Source organism: Lachnoanaerobaculum gingivalis (assembly GCF_003862475.1).
Lineage (GTDB): Bacteria > Bacillota > Clostridia > Lachnospirales > Lachnospiraceae > Lachnoanaerobaculum > Lachnoanaerobaculum gingivalis.
The window spans coordinates 18,607-35,074 of record NZ_RRCO01000008.1 but is presented as its reverse complement, the minus strand read 5'-3'; the positions used below and the strand labels follow the sequence as shown (position 1 = coordinate 35,074).

The window sequence follows — 16,468 nt, the reverse complement described above, 5'->3', positions numbered from 1 at the left end:
GATGAAAGAAAAGGTTGAAGTACTGATATCGGAAGAGGAGATAAGTAAAAGGATTCTGGAGATTGCAGGAAGAATCAATGCTGATTACAAGGGCAAAGACTTGATACTTATATGTGTGTTAAAGGGTGGAGTAATGTTTATGTGTGACCTTGCCAAGAGACTTGATTTGAATGTAAGACTTGATTTCATGAGTGTTTCAAGCTACGGTGCTGAAACTACAAGCTCAGGTGTTGTAAAGATAATAAAGGATCTGGACGACAGTATAGCGGGTAAGGATGTACTTGTGGTAGAAGATATCATTGATTCGGGTAATACTTTGTCATATCTTCTTGATATATTGGAAAAGAGAGGACCGAAGTCAATAAGGCTTTGTACTCTTTTAGACAAGCCTTCCAGAAGAGAAAAGGATGTTAATGTAGACTATGTTTGCTTTGAAATAGAGGACAAGTTTGTGGTGGGATACGGACTTGATTACGACCAGAGATATAGAAATCTTCCATACATCGGGGTTATGGAGCTTTCTGACCAGATTGGAGAAAAATGAAAAAAACGGATAATCCGGTAAGAATGTTTTTCTTACTGTTTGTTGTGGCACTTATAGTATGGCTGATATTTAACATGGGAAATCAGCTTAGTATTACAAAACTTAACTCTGCTGAGTTTAACAGCGTAATTGAAGAAAATAATATCGGACTGATCGAGATAAGACAGAATTCACAAACCCCTACAGGTGAGGCTATAATTTACTTCAAGAATCAGGAGAAGTACGGGAAATCGGAAGTACATTATTTTATATCTGATGTAAATGAGTTCATCAAAAAAATGGAATCTAAGAATATAACATATATCTTAGATGATGTTCCGAGAGAGAGCGTATTTACAAATACCATATTGCCGGTATTACTTGCGGTCGCTATGGTAATGTTTTTCGTTATGTATATGAACGGAAAGATTGCGGCAGGCGGCGGTGGCGGCAACAATAAGATGATGAATTTCGGAAAGAGCAGAGCCAGAATCGTAAAGACGGCAAATATAAACTTTTCAAAGGTTGCAGGACTTGAAGAAGAGAAGGAAGAACTGGCTGAAGTTGTAGACTTTTTAAAGGACCCCGGTAAGTACACAAGGCTTGGTGCCAGAATTCCTAAAGGAATTATATTGGTTGGACCTCCGGGAACCGGAAAAACTCTTTTAGCCAAGGCGGTAGCAGGCGAAGCCGGAGTACCTTTCTTTACAATATCAGGTTCCGATTTTGTGGAGATGTTTGTGGGTGTCGGTGCAAGCAGAGTCAGAGATCTTTTTGAGGATGCCAAGAAAAACGCTCCATGTATTATCTTTATTGATGAGATTGATGCGGTCGGCAGAAGAAGAGGCTCAGGACTTGGCGGAAGTCACGATGAGAGAGAGCAGACTCTAAATCAGCTTCTTGTGGAGATGGACGGCTTTGGAGGAAATCAAGGTATAATAGTAATGGCGGCTACAAACCGTGTTGATATTTTGGATCCGGCACTCCTTCGACCGGGAAGATTTGACAGAAAAGTTGCAGTAGGCAGACCTGATGTGGCGGCAAGAGAAGCAATATTGAAGATACATGCTTCATCAAAGCCTTTAGGTGATGATGTAGACTTACATTCAGTGGCGAGACAGACTTCAGGGTTTACAGGTGCGGACCTTGAAAATCTTATGAATGAATCGGCAATACTTTCCGCAAGGGAAGGAAAGGCTTATATTTGTGCAGATGATATAAACAGAGCGTTTATAAAAGTCGGAATAGGTACGGAGAAGAAATCAAGAGTAGTAAGTGAAAAGGAAAAGGCAATTACAGCATATCATGAAGCCGGACATGCTATACTTTTCAGAGAACTTGAAGGAGTAGGACCGGTACATACTATTTCCATTATACCTACAGGTGTAAGTGCTGCAGGATATACAATGCCTTTGCCGGGTGAGGATCAGATGTTTAATACAAAATCCAAGATGTTAAAGGATATAATGGTAAGTCTTGGAGGAAGAATAGCGGAAGAAATCATCTTCGGTGATATTACGACAGGTGCAAGTTCAGATATAAAGCAGGCGACAAAGGTTGCAAAGGCAATGGTGATGGAGTTCGGTATGAACGAGAGAGCCGGGCTTGTAAATTACGGCAATGAAGGTGATGAAATTTTTATAGGAAGAGACTTCGGCCAGACAAAGGGATACAGCGAAGAGACTGCAAGTATGATTGATGAGGAAGTCAGAAATATTATCAATGACTGCTACAAAAAGGCGAAAGAGATAATATTGAATAGAAAGTATGTGCTTGAGTCATGTGCAAAGCTTCTTATAGAGAAAGAAAAGATAGGTTTTGAAGAATTTGAGGCGTTATTTTAAATGAATATTGAAGGTATTTTTAGTGATGAAACGATAGATTATATATCATTACAAAGCCTTAAAAATAGACAGGAAATAAGAATACAGATAAGGGTTTTTAAGGAGGATAAGCCGGAGATTTTTCTGGTAAATCATTTTGACGGCAGTGAATCAAAGATGGAAAAGCTTCGTTCAAGTGAATACTTTGATTATTACTACGCTGATTTGAATGATGTAAATTATTTTAAATATTATTTTAAAATAAATGAGGGTGGAAGAACTCTCTTTTATACGAGATTCGGAGTTACGGATTATTTAAAAGAAGACACATTGTTTGAATATAATAAAGATTTCTCTTTGCCTGATTGGGCAAAGGGGGCTTTGATGTATCAAATCTTCATCGACAGATTCAATCGTGGAGACGAAACAAATGATGTTGTGGATGATGAATACATATATATAGGTTTACCTGTAAAACATAAGGAAAATTGGAATGAATATCCTTCAAATTTTGATGTGGGATATTTTTATGGCGGAGACTTGGAGGGCGTTTTACAAAAACTGGACTACTTAAAGGACTTTGGGGTTGAGGTGATATACTTTAACCCTCTCTTTGTATCACCTTCAAATCACAAATATGATACGCAGGACTATGACTATATCGATCCACATATTGGAAAAATTGTGGAGGACACGGACGGAGTTCTGGGAGAGTTTGACAGTGACAATAAAAATGCTACAAAGTATGTAAAAAGAGTTACAAGTAAAAAAAATCTTGAAGCAAGTAATGAAGTATTTGTAAAACTTGTAAATGAAGCTCATAAGAGAAATATCAAAGTGATTATAGACGGAGTATTTAATCACTGCGGATCTTTTAATAAGTGGATGGATAAAGAAGGAATCTATAAAAGAGCAGATGAAGAGTATCCGATAGGTGCATATTGGTCAAAAGAAAGTGAGTTCAGATCATATTTTAACTTTATCGGAACAGAGTATGACGGCTGGTGGGGACATGATACTTTGCCGAAGCTCTACTATGAAAACAGTCAAAAGCTGGTTGATGAGATACTTAGAATTGCAAAGAAATGGATATCACCACCTTTTAATGTGGACGGTTGGAGACTTGATGTAGCGGCAGATCTTGGTTATACAAAAGAGTTTAACCATAAGTTTTGGACAATGTTCAGAGAAGCGGTAAAATCCGTAAACAAGGATGCAATTATTCTTGCCGAGCATTACGGAGATCCGAGCTTTTGGCTGGACGGCAAGTGTTGGGACGGAGTAATGAACTATGACGGCTTTATGGAGCCGGTGAGCTGGTTTTTGACAGGCTTGGAGAAACATTCGGACAGAGAGGATATGAGCCTTAAGGGAAATGCGGATGTGTTCTTTATGATGTTAAAGAATGCACTTGGAAAGATGCATTATGATGTAGCACTTGTATCCATGATTCAGCTTTCAAATCATGATCATTCCAGATTCTTAACAAGGACAAACGGTATTGTAGGAAGAATAAATACTCATAAATCAGAGGATGCAAGTTCAGGTGTAAAGCTTGAGATTATGAGACAGGCCATAATGATGCAGCTAACTCTGCCGGGTGCACCTACAGTATACTACGGCGATGAGGTCGGAGTATGCGGTTTTACAGATCCGGACAGCAGGAGAACGTATCCATGGGGAAATGAAAATCTTGAACTTTTAGAGTATCACAGATATATGAACAGATGGCATAGAATAAGAAAAGAGTTAAAACATGGATCTTTGATAAAACTTATTTCAAAAGACGGTATAGTAGGTTATGCCAGAGTTTTAAAAGATAATGTATCTGTAATTATAATTCATACCGGAAGAGAAAAAAAGAAAATAGATATTCCGCTCTATCTCACAGGCATGAGAGATAATGCGGCTATAAGCAGAGTAATATATACAAATACTACAGGTTACAATGTAGGAATAGTAACATATTTTAATGATAACGGCCATGTGAGCATGGAGATAGAACCACATTCGGGATATTTACTGGTGAGTGAGAACTTATAAAGCGGCAGTTATATGGAGAATATATGGAACAGGATAATAAAAAATATGCCGGAAAATTATTCAGTAATACTGATTTGAAACTACTTATAGTTCCGCTGATTATCGAGCAGTTTCTGGCCATAGCTGTAGGAATGTCGGATACCGTTATGGTAAGCTTTGCAGGTGAAGCGGCAGTATCCGGAGTGTCGCTTGTTGATATGGTAAATAATGTGCTTATATCTTTGCTGGCTGCACTTGCAACCGGTGGTGCCGTAGTAATCAGTCAGTTTATAGGTGCAAGGAAAAACGATGATGCATGCAGGGCGGCGGCTCAGCTTGAGATTATGACATTTTCTGTTTCCGTGATTATTTCCATAATTGTTATAATATTTGCTCATCCTCTTATATCAATACTTTTCGGTAATATAGATAACGAGGTGTTTGAGGCAAGCAAACAGTATTTGACAATAACCGCAATAAGTTTTCCTATGCTGGCAATATATAATTCAGGTGCGGCTATATACAGAAGTATAGGAGATTCAAAGACTTCAATGAAAGTCAGCATACTTATGAATATAATAAATGTGGTCGGAAACAGTGTTGGAATCTTTGTATTACATATGGGAGTGGCCGGTGTGGCTATACCAAGTGTTATCTCAAGAGGTGTAGCCGCTATTGCTATAACAATACTTGCATCAAGAAATAAAAATGCTATAGTTTATTTGAAGATAGAAGAGGTATTCAGACTGAGAATGGACTATATGAGAAGGATACTTTATATAGGAATACCTTCAGGAATTGAAAACTCATTGTTTCAGGTCGGAAGAGTTGCTGTAGTTTCAATTATTTCAAATTTCGGAAGAGTGGAGATAGCTGCTAATGCTATAGCCAATAATCTTGACGGACTTGGTGTAAACATGGGCAATGCAATCAGTATTGCCATGATTACGGTCATAGGAAGATGTGTGGGCGCAGGAAACTATAAAGAGGCCAAATACTATGTGAAAAAACTGATGTTTATAGGATATGTGGTCATTATAATTCCTACTATATTTATATTGGGATTTCAAAATGTATTTATTTCCATATATAATGTATCTGATGCCACAAAGGAGTTGACTGCTGTATTGGTATGGATACATATGGGAATGGCGGTATTCTTATGGCCTTTAAGCTTTATACTTCCAAATGCACTAAGAGCAGGAAATGATGTGAAGTTTACAATGACAGTAAGCCTGTTTTCAATGGCGGTATTCAGATTTGCAACATCACTTTTTATAGCCAATGTTTTTCATATAGGAGCGATAGGTGTATGGTGTGCAATGATTATAGACTGGGTATTTCGATCGTCAAATTTTGCATATAGATTTATATCAGGAAAATGGTGGCATAAGGATTTGAAAAAAGGGGAAACATGACAGTTGATTTACATTGTGATACAATCAGTGAAATATATAAAAATAAGGGTATAAGTCTAAAAGAGAATGATTTAATGATTGATATAAACAAGCTGAAAAAATCAGATGTACTTTTACAATGCTTTGCTATGTTTACATATTTAAAAGAGGTGGACTCACCATATAAATATGTAAATGAACTGATTGATTTGTATGAAGACGAAATAGAGAAAAATTCATCTGATATTGCTTTTGCAAAAAGCTACAGTGATATTCAAAAAAATAAAGACAGCAATAAGATATCGGCATTCCTCACAATAGAAGAGGGTGAGGCGATAGAGGGCAGTATAGAAAATCTTATACACTTCTACAACAGAGGTGTAAGGATGATAACTCTTACCTGGAATTTTGAAAACTGCATAGGCTTTGGCAATAAACGAATTATAGAAAACGGTGAATGTGTAGGATATATTCCGGATAAAGAAAACGGTCTTAAACCTTTCGGATTTGAAGTTGTGGAAAAAATGGAAGAGTTGGGAATAATAGTTGATGTTTCACATCTTTCGGATGCGGGAATTTATGATATAATTGATATTGCAAAGAAGCCTTTTGTTGCCAGTCATTCAAATGCCAGAACCATATGCAATCATCCAAGAAATTTGACTAATGATATGATAAAGAAGATGGCAAATAAAGGATGCATTTCGGGTCTTAACTTTTATCCTGAGTTCTTATCGAAGAATTTTTCAAACAGAGAAAGAAAAGCTTATATAGACGATACTATAGATATGCTGAAATATATGGTAAATGTTGGAGGAAGCGAGTTTGTAGCTTTAGGCTCAGACTATGACGGATTCAGTGATGTTTTAGAATGGAAGGATGCCGGGGGAATGGGACGTCTGACAGATGCGATGGAGAGGGAAGGCTTTAGCGCAAGTCTTATTGAAAATATAACATATAAAAATGCACTCAGAATTATAAAGGAAGTGGTTAAATGATCAGAATAGCAGTGCTCATCTTGATACTTGTCTTTGTATGTGCAGTCTATGTACTTCATGCAAAGATGGAAGAAGATGAAGAAAAAAGCGGAAATGATATCATAGATGATATGATTAAAAACAATGTAATTGATGAAATAGCAAAGGGTAAGGATAGAGGCTAATGAGTACAGCGGTTGTATTGGATAGTAACAGTGGTTTGACAAAGGAAGAGGCAAGAGAGCTTGGAATGTATATTTTGCCTATGCCGTTTATGATAGACGGAAAAGAATATCTGGACGGTAAGGATATTACATATGATGAGTTTTTAAGATTACAAAAGAACGGTGCCGATATAGTGACATCACAGCCGTCACCTGAAGAGGTGATGAATCTGTGGGCTGAACTTTTAAAGGAGTATGATTCAATAATACATATACCTATGACATCAGGGCTTTCCGGTTCATGTGATACTGCAATAATGCTTTCAAATGAGGACGAGTTCTTCGGAAAGGTATTTGTAGTTGATAATAAGAGAATATCAATCACACAGATAAGTGCCGGTTTGGATGCAATAGAGATGCTTAAAGAGGGCATGTCACCTGAAAAGATAAAGGAAAAGCTTGAAGCCGATGCGGGCAAGTCGGGAATCTATTTGATGGTAAGTGATTTGAAATATCTTAAAAAGGGCGGAAGAATCACACCTATGGCGGCCGCTCTTGCTTCATTGCTAAAGATAAAGCCTGTACTTCAAATTCATGAATCAAAGATTGATGCTTATGGAAAAGCCAGAACATTTAAACAGGCAAAGCAGATAATGCTTGAAGCGTTAAAAAAGGATCTTGCAGAGAGACTTGATGATCCGGATGCTAAAAATTCCAGAGTAATGATAGCACAGTACGATGCGCTTGATTTTGCGAATGAATTTGCAACAGAGCTTGAGCCTGTTTTTGGAAAAGTGGATATAGTTAATCTCTCACTTTCGGTGGCAACACATATCGGACCGGGAACAGTAGCTATTGCTGCAGCAAGGAAGTCAAGTAATAAGTAAGATTATGGATGTTGAAAAGAAAAAAACGAAATTTAAACTGCCTCCTATAAATTTGAGAGTGCTTTTGTCTGTAGTATTTTTACTTTTCGGTGTCTTACCTATATTTATATATGGAGGAATTGTAAGTCGTACAAATTTCACCTCAAGAGTTGATGCCAGAAAAATAGAGTTGCAGACAAAATGTCTTATGCTCAGCAATAAGCTCACAAGAGGAAATTTTTTGAAAAATTCCGATAACAGAGAGGTTATAAGATCCGAGATAGATACAGTGGCGGATATATATAACGGTAGAATAGTTATAATAGATAAATCCTATACAACTATTGAAGATACTTTTAATCTGGCAACAGGTAAGATAAATATCTCTCCGGAAATAATAGAAACATTCAACGGAAACAATACAAATATATACAATAAGACCAAATCATATATTTTGCAAACAATGCCGATATATGAGAATATTGATAATCAGAATATAGACGGAGTCTTAATGTTTATTGCGTCTACAGAGAATCTGGTCTCAGTAGCCGAAGGTGTTGGAAATACCGAGAGGTTTTTATATATAACTCTTACAGCAATAGTATTTGTGCTTTCCGTTATCATAGGTGGAAGACTGTTAAGACCGCTTATAAATTTAAGAGATGACATATCAAGCATAGGTTATGGAAAGCTTGATCAAAAGATAGAACACAATGAATATCAGTTGACCAAATCTATTTCCGAGAATATCAATACTACTCTTGCAAAGCTACAGGATGCAGATAAATCCAGAGATGAGTTTGTGGCCAATGTGTCTCATGAGTTAAAGACACCTATTACATCTATAAGAGTATTGGCAGATTCTTTAATGAGTATGGAAAATGTACCGAATGAGATGTATGCGGAGTTTATGCAAGATATTTCAGATGAGATAGACAGAGAGGCAAAGATAATAGACGATCTTCTCTCTTTGGTGAAGCTTGATAAGTCAGCCAACACTTTGGTAACCGAGCAGGTTGATATAAATCAGCTTATAAAACAAATCTTGAAAAGACTGAGACCTATAGCACAAAAGCGTGATATAGAAATGACTTTTGAGACCATCAGAGATGTAAGTGCCGATGTGGATGAAACCAAGTTGTCATTGGCCATAAATAATCTTATAGAAAATGCAATCAAATATAATAAGGATGGCGGTTTTGTAAAGGTAAGTATTGACGCGGATCACAAGTTTTTCTATATAAAGGTAAAAGACTCGGGAGACGGAATAGCCCCTGAGTATAGAGATCTTATCTTTGAAAGATTTTATCGTATAGATAAGGCAAGGTCCAGGCAGACGGGAGGTACCGGTTTGGGACTTGCTATCACAAGGAATGTAGTTCATTTACATGACGGTATTATAAAAGTTTCCGGTAAAGAGGGTGAGGGAACCACGTTTACAGTCAGAATTCCTCTAAATCATGTAAAAAGGAGGGATAAGAAGTGAGAAACAAATTTGTGATTATAGTAATGGTTCTACTTTCTATAACTCTTGTATCCTGTAAGAAAAAGGAGATACAGCCTTTAGCGGAAAATGAATACAATATTTATTATTTAAATACAAATATTAATACCCTGGTGGAGAGCCGATACACCGCAGCTTCAGGTAAGAGCGATACAAACGGACTGATAAAAGAACTTATGACACATTTTTTAAAGGTGCCGGATGATTTGGAGGCGGTGGGTGCTTTACCTGACAAGGTTACATATCAGGGATTTGATATAGATGGAAATATTTTGTATTTAAACTTCGATACAAACTATCAGGGAATGGATGTTACCAGAGAAATACTTGCAAGGGCAGCTTTGGCAAAGACATTTACACAGATAGAGGGAATAGAGTACATAAGTATTCGTTCTGGAGACCAGCCTCTTGTAAACGCCTTGGGAGAAAATGTAGGACTTATAAGTGACAACAACTTTATAAATAATGTTTCAAATATAAACAGCTTTGAAAAAGCCACACTTATGCTTTACTTTGCAGATGAATCAGGGACAAAGCTGGTGCCGGAGGCAAGAGATGTGTTTTATGATATCAATACATCAAAAGAGCGAATCATTGTTGATGAACTTATAAAAGGACCTGAAACAGCCGGTTTGAAGGCTACTATACCAAGTGACACAAAGGTAGTAAGTGTTACAATGAATGAGGGTATCTGTTATGTGAATTTTGATGAGGCCTTCCTCAATGCAATACCGGATGTTCTTGACAGTATAACAATATACTCAATAGTGGATTCACTTTCCGAATTGCCGAATATAAGCAGAGTGCAGATACTTGTAAACGGAAAATCCGATAAAAAATACAATACAATCTCTTTGGGAACTTCTGTGGAGAGAAATCTTGATTATCTAAAAGAGGATTAAAAATGAAAAGACCATGTGTACTTATAGTAACGGCCTGTTTGCTTGGAGAGCTTTTAGGGTATTATTTCGGTATATATAGGCTCGCGGTGGGAATTCCCATCGCGGCTGCGGTCTTAATTATTCTGAAATTCAAAAAAATTATAAAATTCAAATTAATTTACTTTCTGATATTTTTTCTAATATGCAGTATCTTTATTCTAAGAATCAAATATGAAATCCGATATATGAATAACTTTATAGCTGATGTGGATAACGATGAAAAAAACACTTCATTATGTGGAAGAGTAAAAAATATTATCTTCAAAGATGATAATGTAATGATTATCTGTGAAGGAGTAATCTACTATCTAAAAGATGAAATCTTTTTAAATGACATTCACATTGGAAATAAGGTGGAGTTTGAAGGGAGGCTTGAAGAGATAAGCAAAGGGACCAACCCCGGTGAGTTTGATGCAAAAAGTTATTATAAAACCAAGGGCATATATGTAAAAATGTCGGTGAGTGACTATAGGGTGGTTGATAAAAGCTATGATAATATAGGTGAGTTTTTCTTTTCATTAAGACAATACCTTAATACAAAAATAGATGAGACTTTTGAGTCTGACAGAGCCGGATTTATAAAAGCTGTCATACTTGGAATGAGGGGAGAACTTGATAAAGGTACTTATAAACTGTATCAAAGAAGCGGAATAGCCCATATACTTGCTATTTCAGGTCTTCATGTTTCATTGTTCGGTATAGGCCTTTACAAACTTCTAAGAAAAATACTGCAAAGAAGTTTTTTACTTTCAGCAAGTCTTGCAAGTGTATTTTTGGTGTTTTACGGATTATTGGTAGGTGATAGTGTGAGTATTGTAAGAGCAAGTACTATGCTTATACTTTACTTTATTGCCGAGGTAATAGGAAGAAGTTATTGTATTATATCCGCACTTAGTATCAGTGCGGTAACCATAAGCCTTATTTCACCGTTTGAGCCTTTCGGATTAAGTTTTCAACTCTCTTTTTCGGCGGTTTTGAGCCTTGGAGGACCTATTGCATTTATTATAAAAAGATTTAAGCCTATGGAAAAGAAGGACAAATCCTCCTGTAGTTATAGAGTATTTAAAATTCTTGTCGTAAGTATCGGAGTTCAGCTTTTGACCTTACCGGTTACATTGTATTATTTTTATACATTCCCATTATATGCTTTCTTAATTAATATTTTAGTTATACCACTTATGAGTTTTGTACTTTATTCTTCTATGCTTTCTTTGGTTTTAAATATATTAAGATTGATTTTATATAAATATATAAGTGTATTTACCGTCGCTATTTTAAGATTCTATGATTTTCTGTGTATTATTACAAAGTATTTACCTTATCATTATATTGTATTTGGCAGGCCGAAGCTGTGGCAGATATTTATTTATTATATTTTACTGCTCGGTATAATTGCAATATCTGTATTAAGTTGTAGAAAAATATATCTTTTACTTTCTTTGTTTACTGTTCTTATTTTATATCCTTTTTTAAAAACTGAGAGTGTTGTGTATCTTGATGTGGGACAGGGTGACGGCATTTATATGCATATTGACGATTTGGATATATTGATAGATGGAGGCAGCACATCAAAGCCTTCTTTGGGTGAATACAGTATGGAGCCTTTTCTTTTATATAAGGGAGTGGATGATATTGAGATGAGCTTTATTACACATTCAGATATTGACCATATAAGCGGAATACTGTATTTACTTGATACAGATATAAAAATTGAGAACATTTTTCTTCCGTATCAGGCAATGAAAGATAAGTCATATGATAAACTAAAGGAAAAGGCGGTGAAGGCCGGATGCAATATAAGATATTTGAGTATGGGTGATTGTTTTGAAAGAAAAAATTTAAAGATAGACTGTCTATGGCCTGATACATCGGATAAGGAAAATGTGAATGAGCAAAGTCAGACATTTGTTATAGAGACTTATGGGAAAAGACTCTTATTTACAGGGGATATAGGAAAGAGCAGTGAGGAGAGCATATTAAATTATTTTGATATAGGGAAAGTGGATATATTAAAGGTGGCTCATCACGGTTCAAAGAATTCTTCACTGAAAGCTTTTATAGAAAATGTAAGCCCTGAGTATGCCGTTATATCCTGTGGAAAAAATAATCACTACGGACATCCAAGCCCCGAAACAATAGAGACATTAAAAGAAAACGGTTGTATTATATTTGAAACTTCAAAAATGGGTGCTATAGAAGTGAAACTTAGATAAAAGTATTTGTAATCAGTCTTTAAGGAAGTTGATATTGGTTTTTTATCTTAGCTATAGTATGATATTAAGTAATTTTATTATATTGAAAAAATAGAGAGCGAGATGAAGATGAAGAGAACGTGGTTTAGTAGACTGATCGGTAAACTTATAGCTATATTGTTGGTAATAAATACTTTGGCATCTCTGCAAGTTTATGCGGCGGTTACACCTGTAAAGAGAAACAGTGAGGTTAAAAGTATAGTTACAGAGCAAAAAGAACTTAGAGGAGTATGGTTTTCATATATTGATTGGAGTGAGATGCCGTCAGATGTTGAAGCATTTAAGAAACGTGCAGATCAAGTTATGGCGGATATAAAAAATCGTGGAATGAATGCTATATTTTGTCATGTGCACAGTCATTCGGACAGTTATGGTCAGAAATTAAAATCTTTCCCATTGTCAAAGTTTATGGTCACAAAAGATTCGGCTCCGAGTTTTGACCCTTTAGAGTATATGATTGAAAGTGCTCACAAACAGGGACTTTCATTCCATGCTTGGGTAAACCCTTACAGAGTTACCAATTCTATGATGAAAAATATACCGGATAATTCGATAGTGAAGCAGTGGATGGGAGATCCTTCAAAACAGAGAAATGTATTATTACATGACGGCAGTTATTATCTGAATCCTTCAAGTGCGGAGGTTAGAAGCTATCTTGTGAATTCAATCAGTGAAATTTGCAAAAACTATGCGGTTGACGGTATACAGTTTGATGATTATTTTTATCCTTCATTAAATGACGGTGATCCGGCAAAGAGTTTTGACAAGGCGGAATATGATGCTTCAGGAAGCAGTTTAGGTATTACACAGTGGAGAAGAGAAAATGTGTCAATGCTTGTAAAAGATGTACACAAGGCAGTACATGAGGCTCGCCCTCAGGCGGTTTTTGGAATCAGCCCTGTAGCCCTTTTATCAAATCTTAGAAGTGATAAATCATATTTTGTAGACATTGATAAATGGATGGTGTCAAATGAATATATTGACTATATAATGCCACAGCTATACCATGGTTTTGAAGCAAAAACAAGAACAGGTATATTGGCACCGCATTCATATATAAATTGTTTAAACAGCTGGGTGGATTTAAAGAGAAAGAGCAACAGTAATGTAAAGCTGTATATAGGCCTTGGACTTTACAGAACCGGAAAGGATATAAAGGACGGCAATGCAGTTTCAGAGTGGCTACGATATAATGATATTTTACTAAGACAGGTAAAGGCGGCAAGAGAAACCGGAGAAGTTTCAGGATTTGGAATCTTTGCATATCAAAACTTTAGAGAAGCACCTGCTGTTTTGGAACTTAATAATTTACAAACAGCATTTACAAATCAGTAAAATCATGGTGTGTAAAAGTTTAAAGGGGGATCTAATGAAATATAAGGGGGTATATTTTAGTTTAATTAGTTTTTTATTAAAAAAACCTATGATAAAAAAATTCGGTAAGGATAAGACTGAAGAAGGTTTGAAAAAGGCTCGTGGTTTATACAAACATATGATTGAGGATACTGAGGATATAGGCTCCGGTAACCCTATGTCAGGCAATATTTATTCGGCATATGTTTTTATGGCTGTATGCAGAGCAGGTGGTTTCAGTGTAGATGAGTTTAAGGAAGTAATCGTTGAATTTTTAAACAATAGATTAATTAACAAAGCGATGAGTAGATTTGATCTAAACGATCCAAAGGATATGAAAAGGTTTTCCGACAGGATGCATAAGATGGCAGATTGGGCAGATAAACATCCTGAGTATAAGGATAAAACTTGGGACTTTAATTTTAATGAGGAACTTCACAGAGACGGCTTTTATTATCACTTCACACGATGCCCTATTGAAAAATTTGCAAGAGATAACGGTTATCCGGATCTGTTACCGATGTGCTGTGATATCGACCATCTTATGTTTAAGAAAGGAAGAGGAATATTACATAGAGAAAGCACACTGGCATCAGGCGGTAAAATATGTGACTACTGGGTTGTAGGTGATAAGAATAAAGATCCTAAATGACAAGGGATATAAAAAAGACAGCGATAGCTGTCTTTTTTATGATTAATATTTTATTAATCATACTTTCTCAATAAGTGATTAAATACTATTATTCCGATAAATAATTGGCTAATCAAGTATATTGATAAATGGATCACGATATATTCTGTATCCATGATGTTTAATACTCCAAGTAAAGAATATGCCATAATAGATAGAGCAGTGATAAATATCCCAATCAAATAAGCATATCTTCCTGATTTATCCCTAAGCTTTTGTTTTAATTCATCTTGCTGTTCTATTCTTTCAATTTCTAATTTTTCCTCATATTTTTCATTATGCTTTTTCCAATAAAAATACTGAGCTATATTGACAATGCAGCCGACTCCTAACGCACCTGTTAGTCCGTAAAATACTCCCGACATTTTATTAGCATCAAAAATAATAGCTATATATAACGATATTCCGGATAATACAATACAAGTCAGCCCATAAATTATATTACTTCTTTTCATGGTTTTCCTCCTTTTCATATATAAATATTTCTTCTATTGTCTTGTTGAAATATAAAGCTATTTCAAAAGCTAAATCCAAAGATGGATTATACTTTCCGTTTTCTATTGCACTGACAGTCTGCCTTGATACTTTTAATTCATTTGCAAATTCTTCTTGGGTTAAACCTTTGAGCTTTCTTAATTTATCTAAGTTATTTTTCAAATACAATACCCCTTAATGTAAAGCTTACTTTACATTAAGCATAAATAATTTTTTGATTTATGTCAAGCTATCTTTACATAAATTATATTTCAATATTGTAAGAATATTGAAAGCAGTTTGGCAAGCACAATAATAAGATTGTTGTTGTATTTTGAAGATATATACATTAGAATTAAAGTGTCTTATATGGTTTTAATTTCTAAATTTCTAATTTTTCAAAAAATAATCCAACAGTAAATTTTTTTGGTATAATAAGGAGGAGATGTGCAAGGTAAAGACATAACAGAGAAGATGCTTGAAAAGTACAATGATGTGTTTGCTGATATCTTAAATGTACTTTTGTTTGCCGGTGGAGATGTGGTTGATGAATCCGCACTTACAGATGCATTGCCGATGAGTATGTTAAAGATTGACGGAAGAGTCAGAACACAGGAAAGAGATATAGCAAAGTATTGGCGTAAAAATAAAATCAATGTCGCATTATTTGGACTTGAAAATCAGACGGTACCAAATAAACTTATGCCTCTTAGAGTATTTGGTTATGACGGTGCAGAGTATGTAAAGCAAAGTAGAAAAGAAAATAGTGACAGGGCAAAGTACCCTGTTATTACCTTAGTACTGTACTTGGGATATGAAAAGAGGTGGAATTATCCAAAAAGACTTTTTGATGTTCTTGATATAGACGAAGATATTCGTCCTTATGTAAACGATTTTAAGATAAACTTATTTGAAATAGCATATCTGGAAAGAGAAAAGGTAGACTTATTTAAAAGTGATTTTAGGATATTGGCTGATTACCTGTATCAAATGAGAAAAAGTAGAGATTATATAGCTGATGAAACCAATATTGCTCATGTAGAAGAACTTTTAACATTAATGTCTGCGATGACCGGAGATAACAGATTTGAAGAAACCATAAACGATTTGAAGGGGAAGGAGAAAGTCAATATGTGTGAAGTGCTGGATAGAGTAGAGGCCAGGGGGATAGAAAAAGGAAGGTTGGAAGGTAGACAGGAAGGTACCATAAATACACTTATATCATTGGTAAAGGATGGAATACTTAGTCTTGATGAAGCGGCAATCAGAGCAGATATGAGTGCCAAAGACTTTAAAAAATATATAAAATAAAATGGTAGAAACTTAATGGGGGCAGCATAGGCTGCCTTTTTTATAAGTTAAAAGACAAATATATTCGTATAAAATTAGAGTTCTTTCTTATGCTGAAAGGTGTTATACTAAAAATATTGTGAAATTATTATTGTGTATACTACTTATATAACTATAAATCAAAGAAGGAG

At 35.4% G+C, this 16,468-nt stretch carries 15 protein-coding genes; 13 read left to right on the top strand and 2 right to left on the bottom strand.

From position 1 onward, the window contains the following. Position 1: 1 nt before the first annotated feature. The 12 genes from hpt to EHV10_RS13895 all read left to right on the top strand — a co-directional run bounded on the left by hpt (position 2) and on the right by EHV10_RS13895 (position 14,474). Entirely contained in the window at positions 2-544 is a 543-nt protein-coding gene (gene hpt / locus EHV10_RS13950) for a hypoxanthine phosphoribosyltransferase (RefSeq protein ID WP_128675175.1), read from the top strand. Beyond that, positions 541-2,367, top strand: a complete 1,827-nt coding sequence (ftsH, locus tag EHV10_RS13945; protein ID WP_034212342.1) for an ATP-dependent zinc metalloprotease FtsH — start codon at positions 541-543, stop codon at positions 2,365-2,367. The genes hpt and ftsH overlap by 4 nt, the downstream gene beginning before the upstream one ends. After that, positions 2,368-4,389, top strand: coding sequence for a glycoside hydrolase family 13 protein (locus EHV10_RS13940; protein WP_128675174.1), 2,022 nt, complete (start codon positions 2,368-2,370; stop codon positions 4,387-4,389). 23 nt (positions 4,390-4,412) lie between these two features. Beyond that, positions 4,413-5,786 carry an MATE family efflux transporter gene (locus EHV10_RS13935; RefSeq protein WP_128675173.1) on the top strand — a complete coding sequence of 458 codons (1,374 nt, stop codon included), beginning with the start codon at positions 4,413-4,415 and terminating at the stop codon, positions 5,784-5,786. Next, positions 5,783-6,763 (top strand): dipeptidase, encoded by a 981-nt coding sequence (locus EHV10_RS13930; RefSeq protein WP_128675172.1) that lies wholly within the window; start codon positions 5,783-5,785, stop codon positions 6,761-6,763. Before EHV10_RS13935 ends, EHV10_RS13930 begins: the two co-directional genes overlap by 4 nt. Then, on the top strand, positions 6,760-6,927 hold the full coding sequence (locus EHV10_RS13925) for a hypothetical protein (RefSeq protein WP_007594506.1): 168 nt from the start codon (positions 6,760-6,762) through the stop codon (positions 6,925-6,927). The genes EHV10_RS13930 and EHV10_RS13925 overlap by 4 nt, the downstream gene beginning before the upstream one ends. Next, positions 6,927-7,793 carry a DegV family protein gene (locus EHV10_RS13920; RefSeq protein ID WP_128675171.1) on the top strand — a complete coding sequence of 289 codons (867 nt, stop codon included), beginning with the start codon at positions 6,927-6,929 and terminating at the stop codon, positions 7,791-7,793. The genes EHV10_RS13925 and EHV10_RS13920 overlap by 1 nt, the downstream gene beginning before the upstream one ends. 4 nt (positions 7,794-7,797) lie before the next feature. Further along, positions 7,798-9,258, top strand: coding sequence for a sensor histidine kinase (locus EHV10_RS13915; RefSeq protein WP_128675170.1), 1,461 nt, complete (start codon positions 7,798-7,800; stop codon positions 9,256-9,258). Then, positions 9,255-10,178 (top strand): GerMN domain-containing protein, encoded by a 924-nt coding sequence (locus EHV10_RS13910; RefSeq protein ID WP_128675169.1) that lies wholly within the window; start codon positions 9,255-9,257, stop codon positions 10,176-10,178. Before EHV10_RS13915 ends, EHV10_RS13910 begins: the two co-directional genes overlap by 4 nt. A 2-nt stretch (positions 10,179-10,180) precedes the next feature. After that, complete coding sequence (locus EHV10_RS13905; protein WP_128675168.1) at positions 10,181-12,430, top strand: DNA internalization-related competence protein ComEC/Rec2; 2,250 nt, start codon at positions 10,181-10,183, stop codon at positions 12,428-12,430. Positions 12,431-12,538: 108 nt separating this feature from the next. Beyond that, positions 12,539-13,804 (top strand): glycoside hydrolase family 10 protein, encoded by a 1,266-nt coding sequence (locus EHV10_RS13900; protein WP_243116153.1) that lies wholly within the window; start codon positions 12,539-12,541, stop codon positions 13,802-13,804. 34 nt (positions 13,805-13,838) lie between these two features. Next, on the top strand, positions 13,839-14,474 hold the full coding sequence (locus tag EHV10_RS13895; RefSeq protein WP_128675166.1) for an L-2-amino-thiazoline-4-carboxylic acid hydrolase: 636 nt from the start codon (positions 13,839-13,841) through the stop codon (positions 14,472-14,474). 53 nt (positions 14,475-14,527) lie between these two features. Here the strand turns inward: EHV10_RS13895 and EHV10_RS13890 are convergent, their stop codons facing one another. Both EHV10_RS13890 and EHV10_RS13885 read right to left on the bottom strand, forming a co-directional pair. Continuing rightward, the gene (locus EHV10_RS13890; protein ID WP_128675165.1) at positions 14,528-14,968 is read right to left on the bottom strand and encodes a hypothetical protein; all 441 of its coding nucleotides are present in this window, start codon (positions 14,966-14,968) and stop codon (positions 14,528-14,530) included. Continuing rightward, positions 14,955-15,170 carry a helix-turn-helix transcriptional regulator gene (locus EHV10_RS13885; RefSeq protein ID WP_207667171.1) on the bottom strand — a complete coding sequence of 72 codons (216 nt, stop codon included), beginning with the start codon at positions 15,168-15,170 and terminating at the stop codon, positions 14,955-14,957. The genes EHV10_RS13890 and EHV10_RS13885 overlap by 14 nt, the downstream gene beginning before the upstream one ends. Before the next feature lie 264 nt (positions 15,171-15,434). Here EHV10_RS13885 and EHV10_RS13880 point away from each other — a divergent pair, with 264 nt between their 5' ends. Further along, complete coding sequence (locus EHV10_RS13880; RefSeq protein ID WP_128675163.1) at positions 15,435-16,298, top strand: Rpn family recombination-promoting nuclease/putative transposase; 864 nt, start codon at positions 15,435-15,437, stop codon at positions 16,296-16,298. The last annotated feature ends 170 nt before the right edge of the window (positions 16,299-16,468 follow it).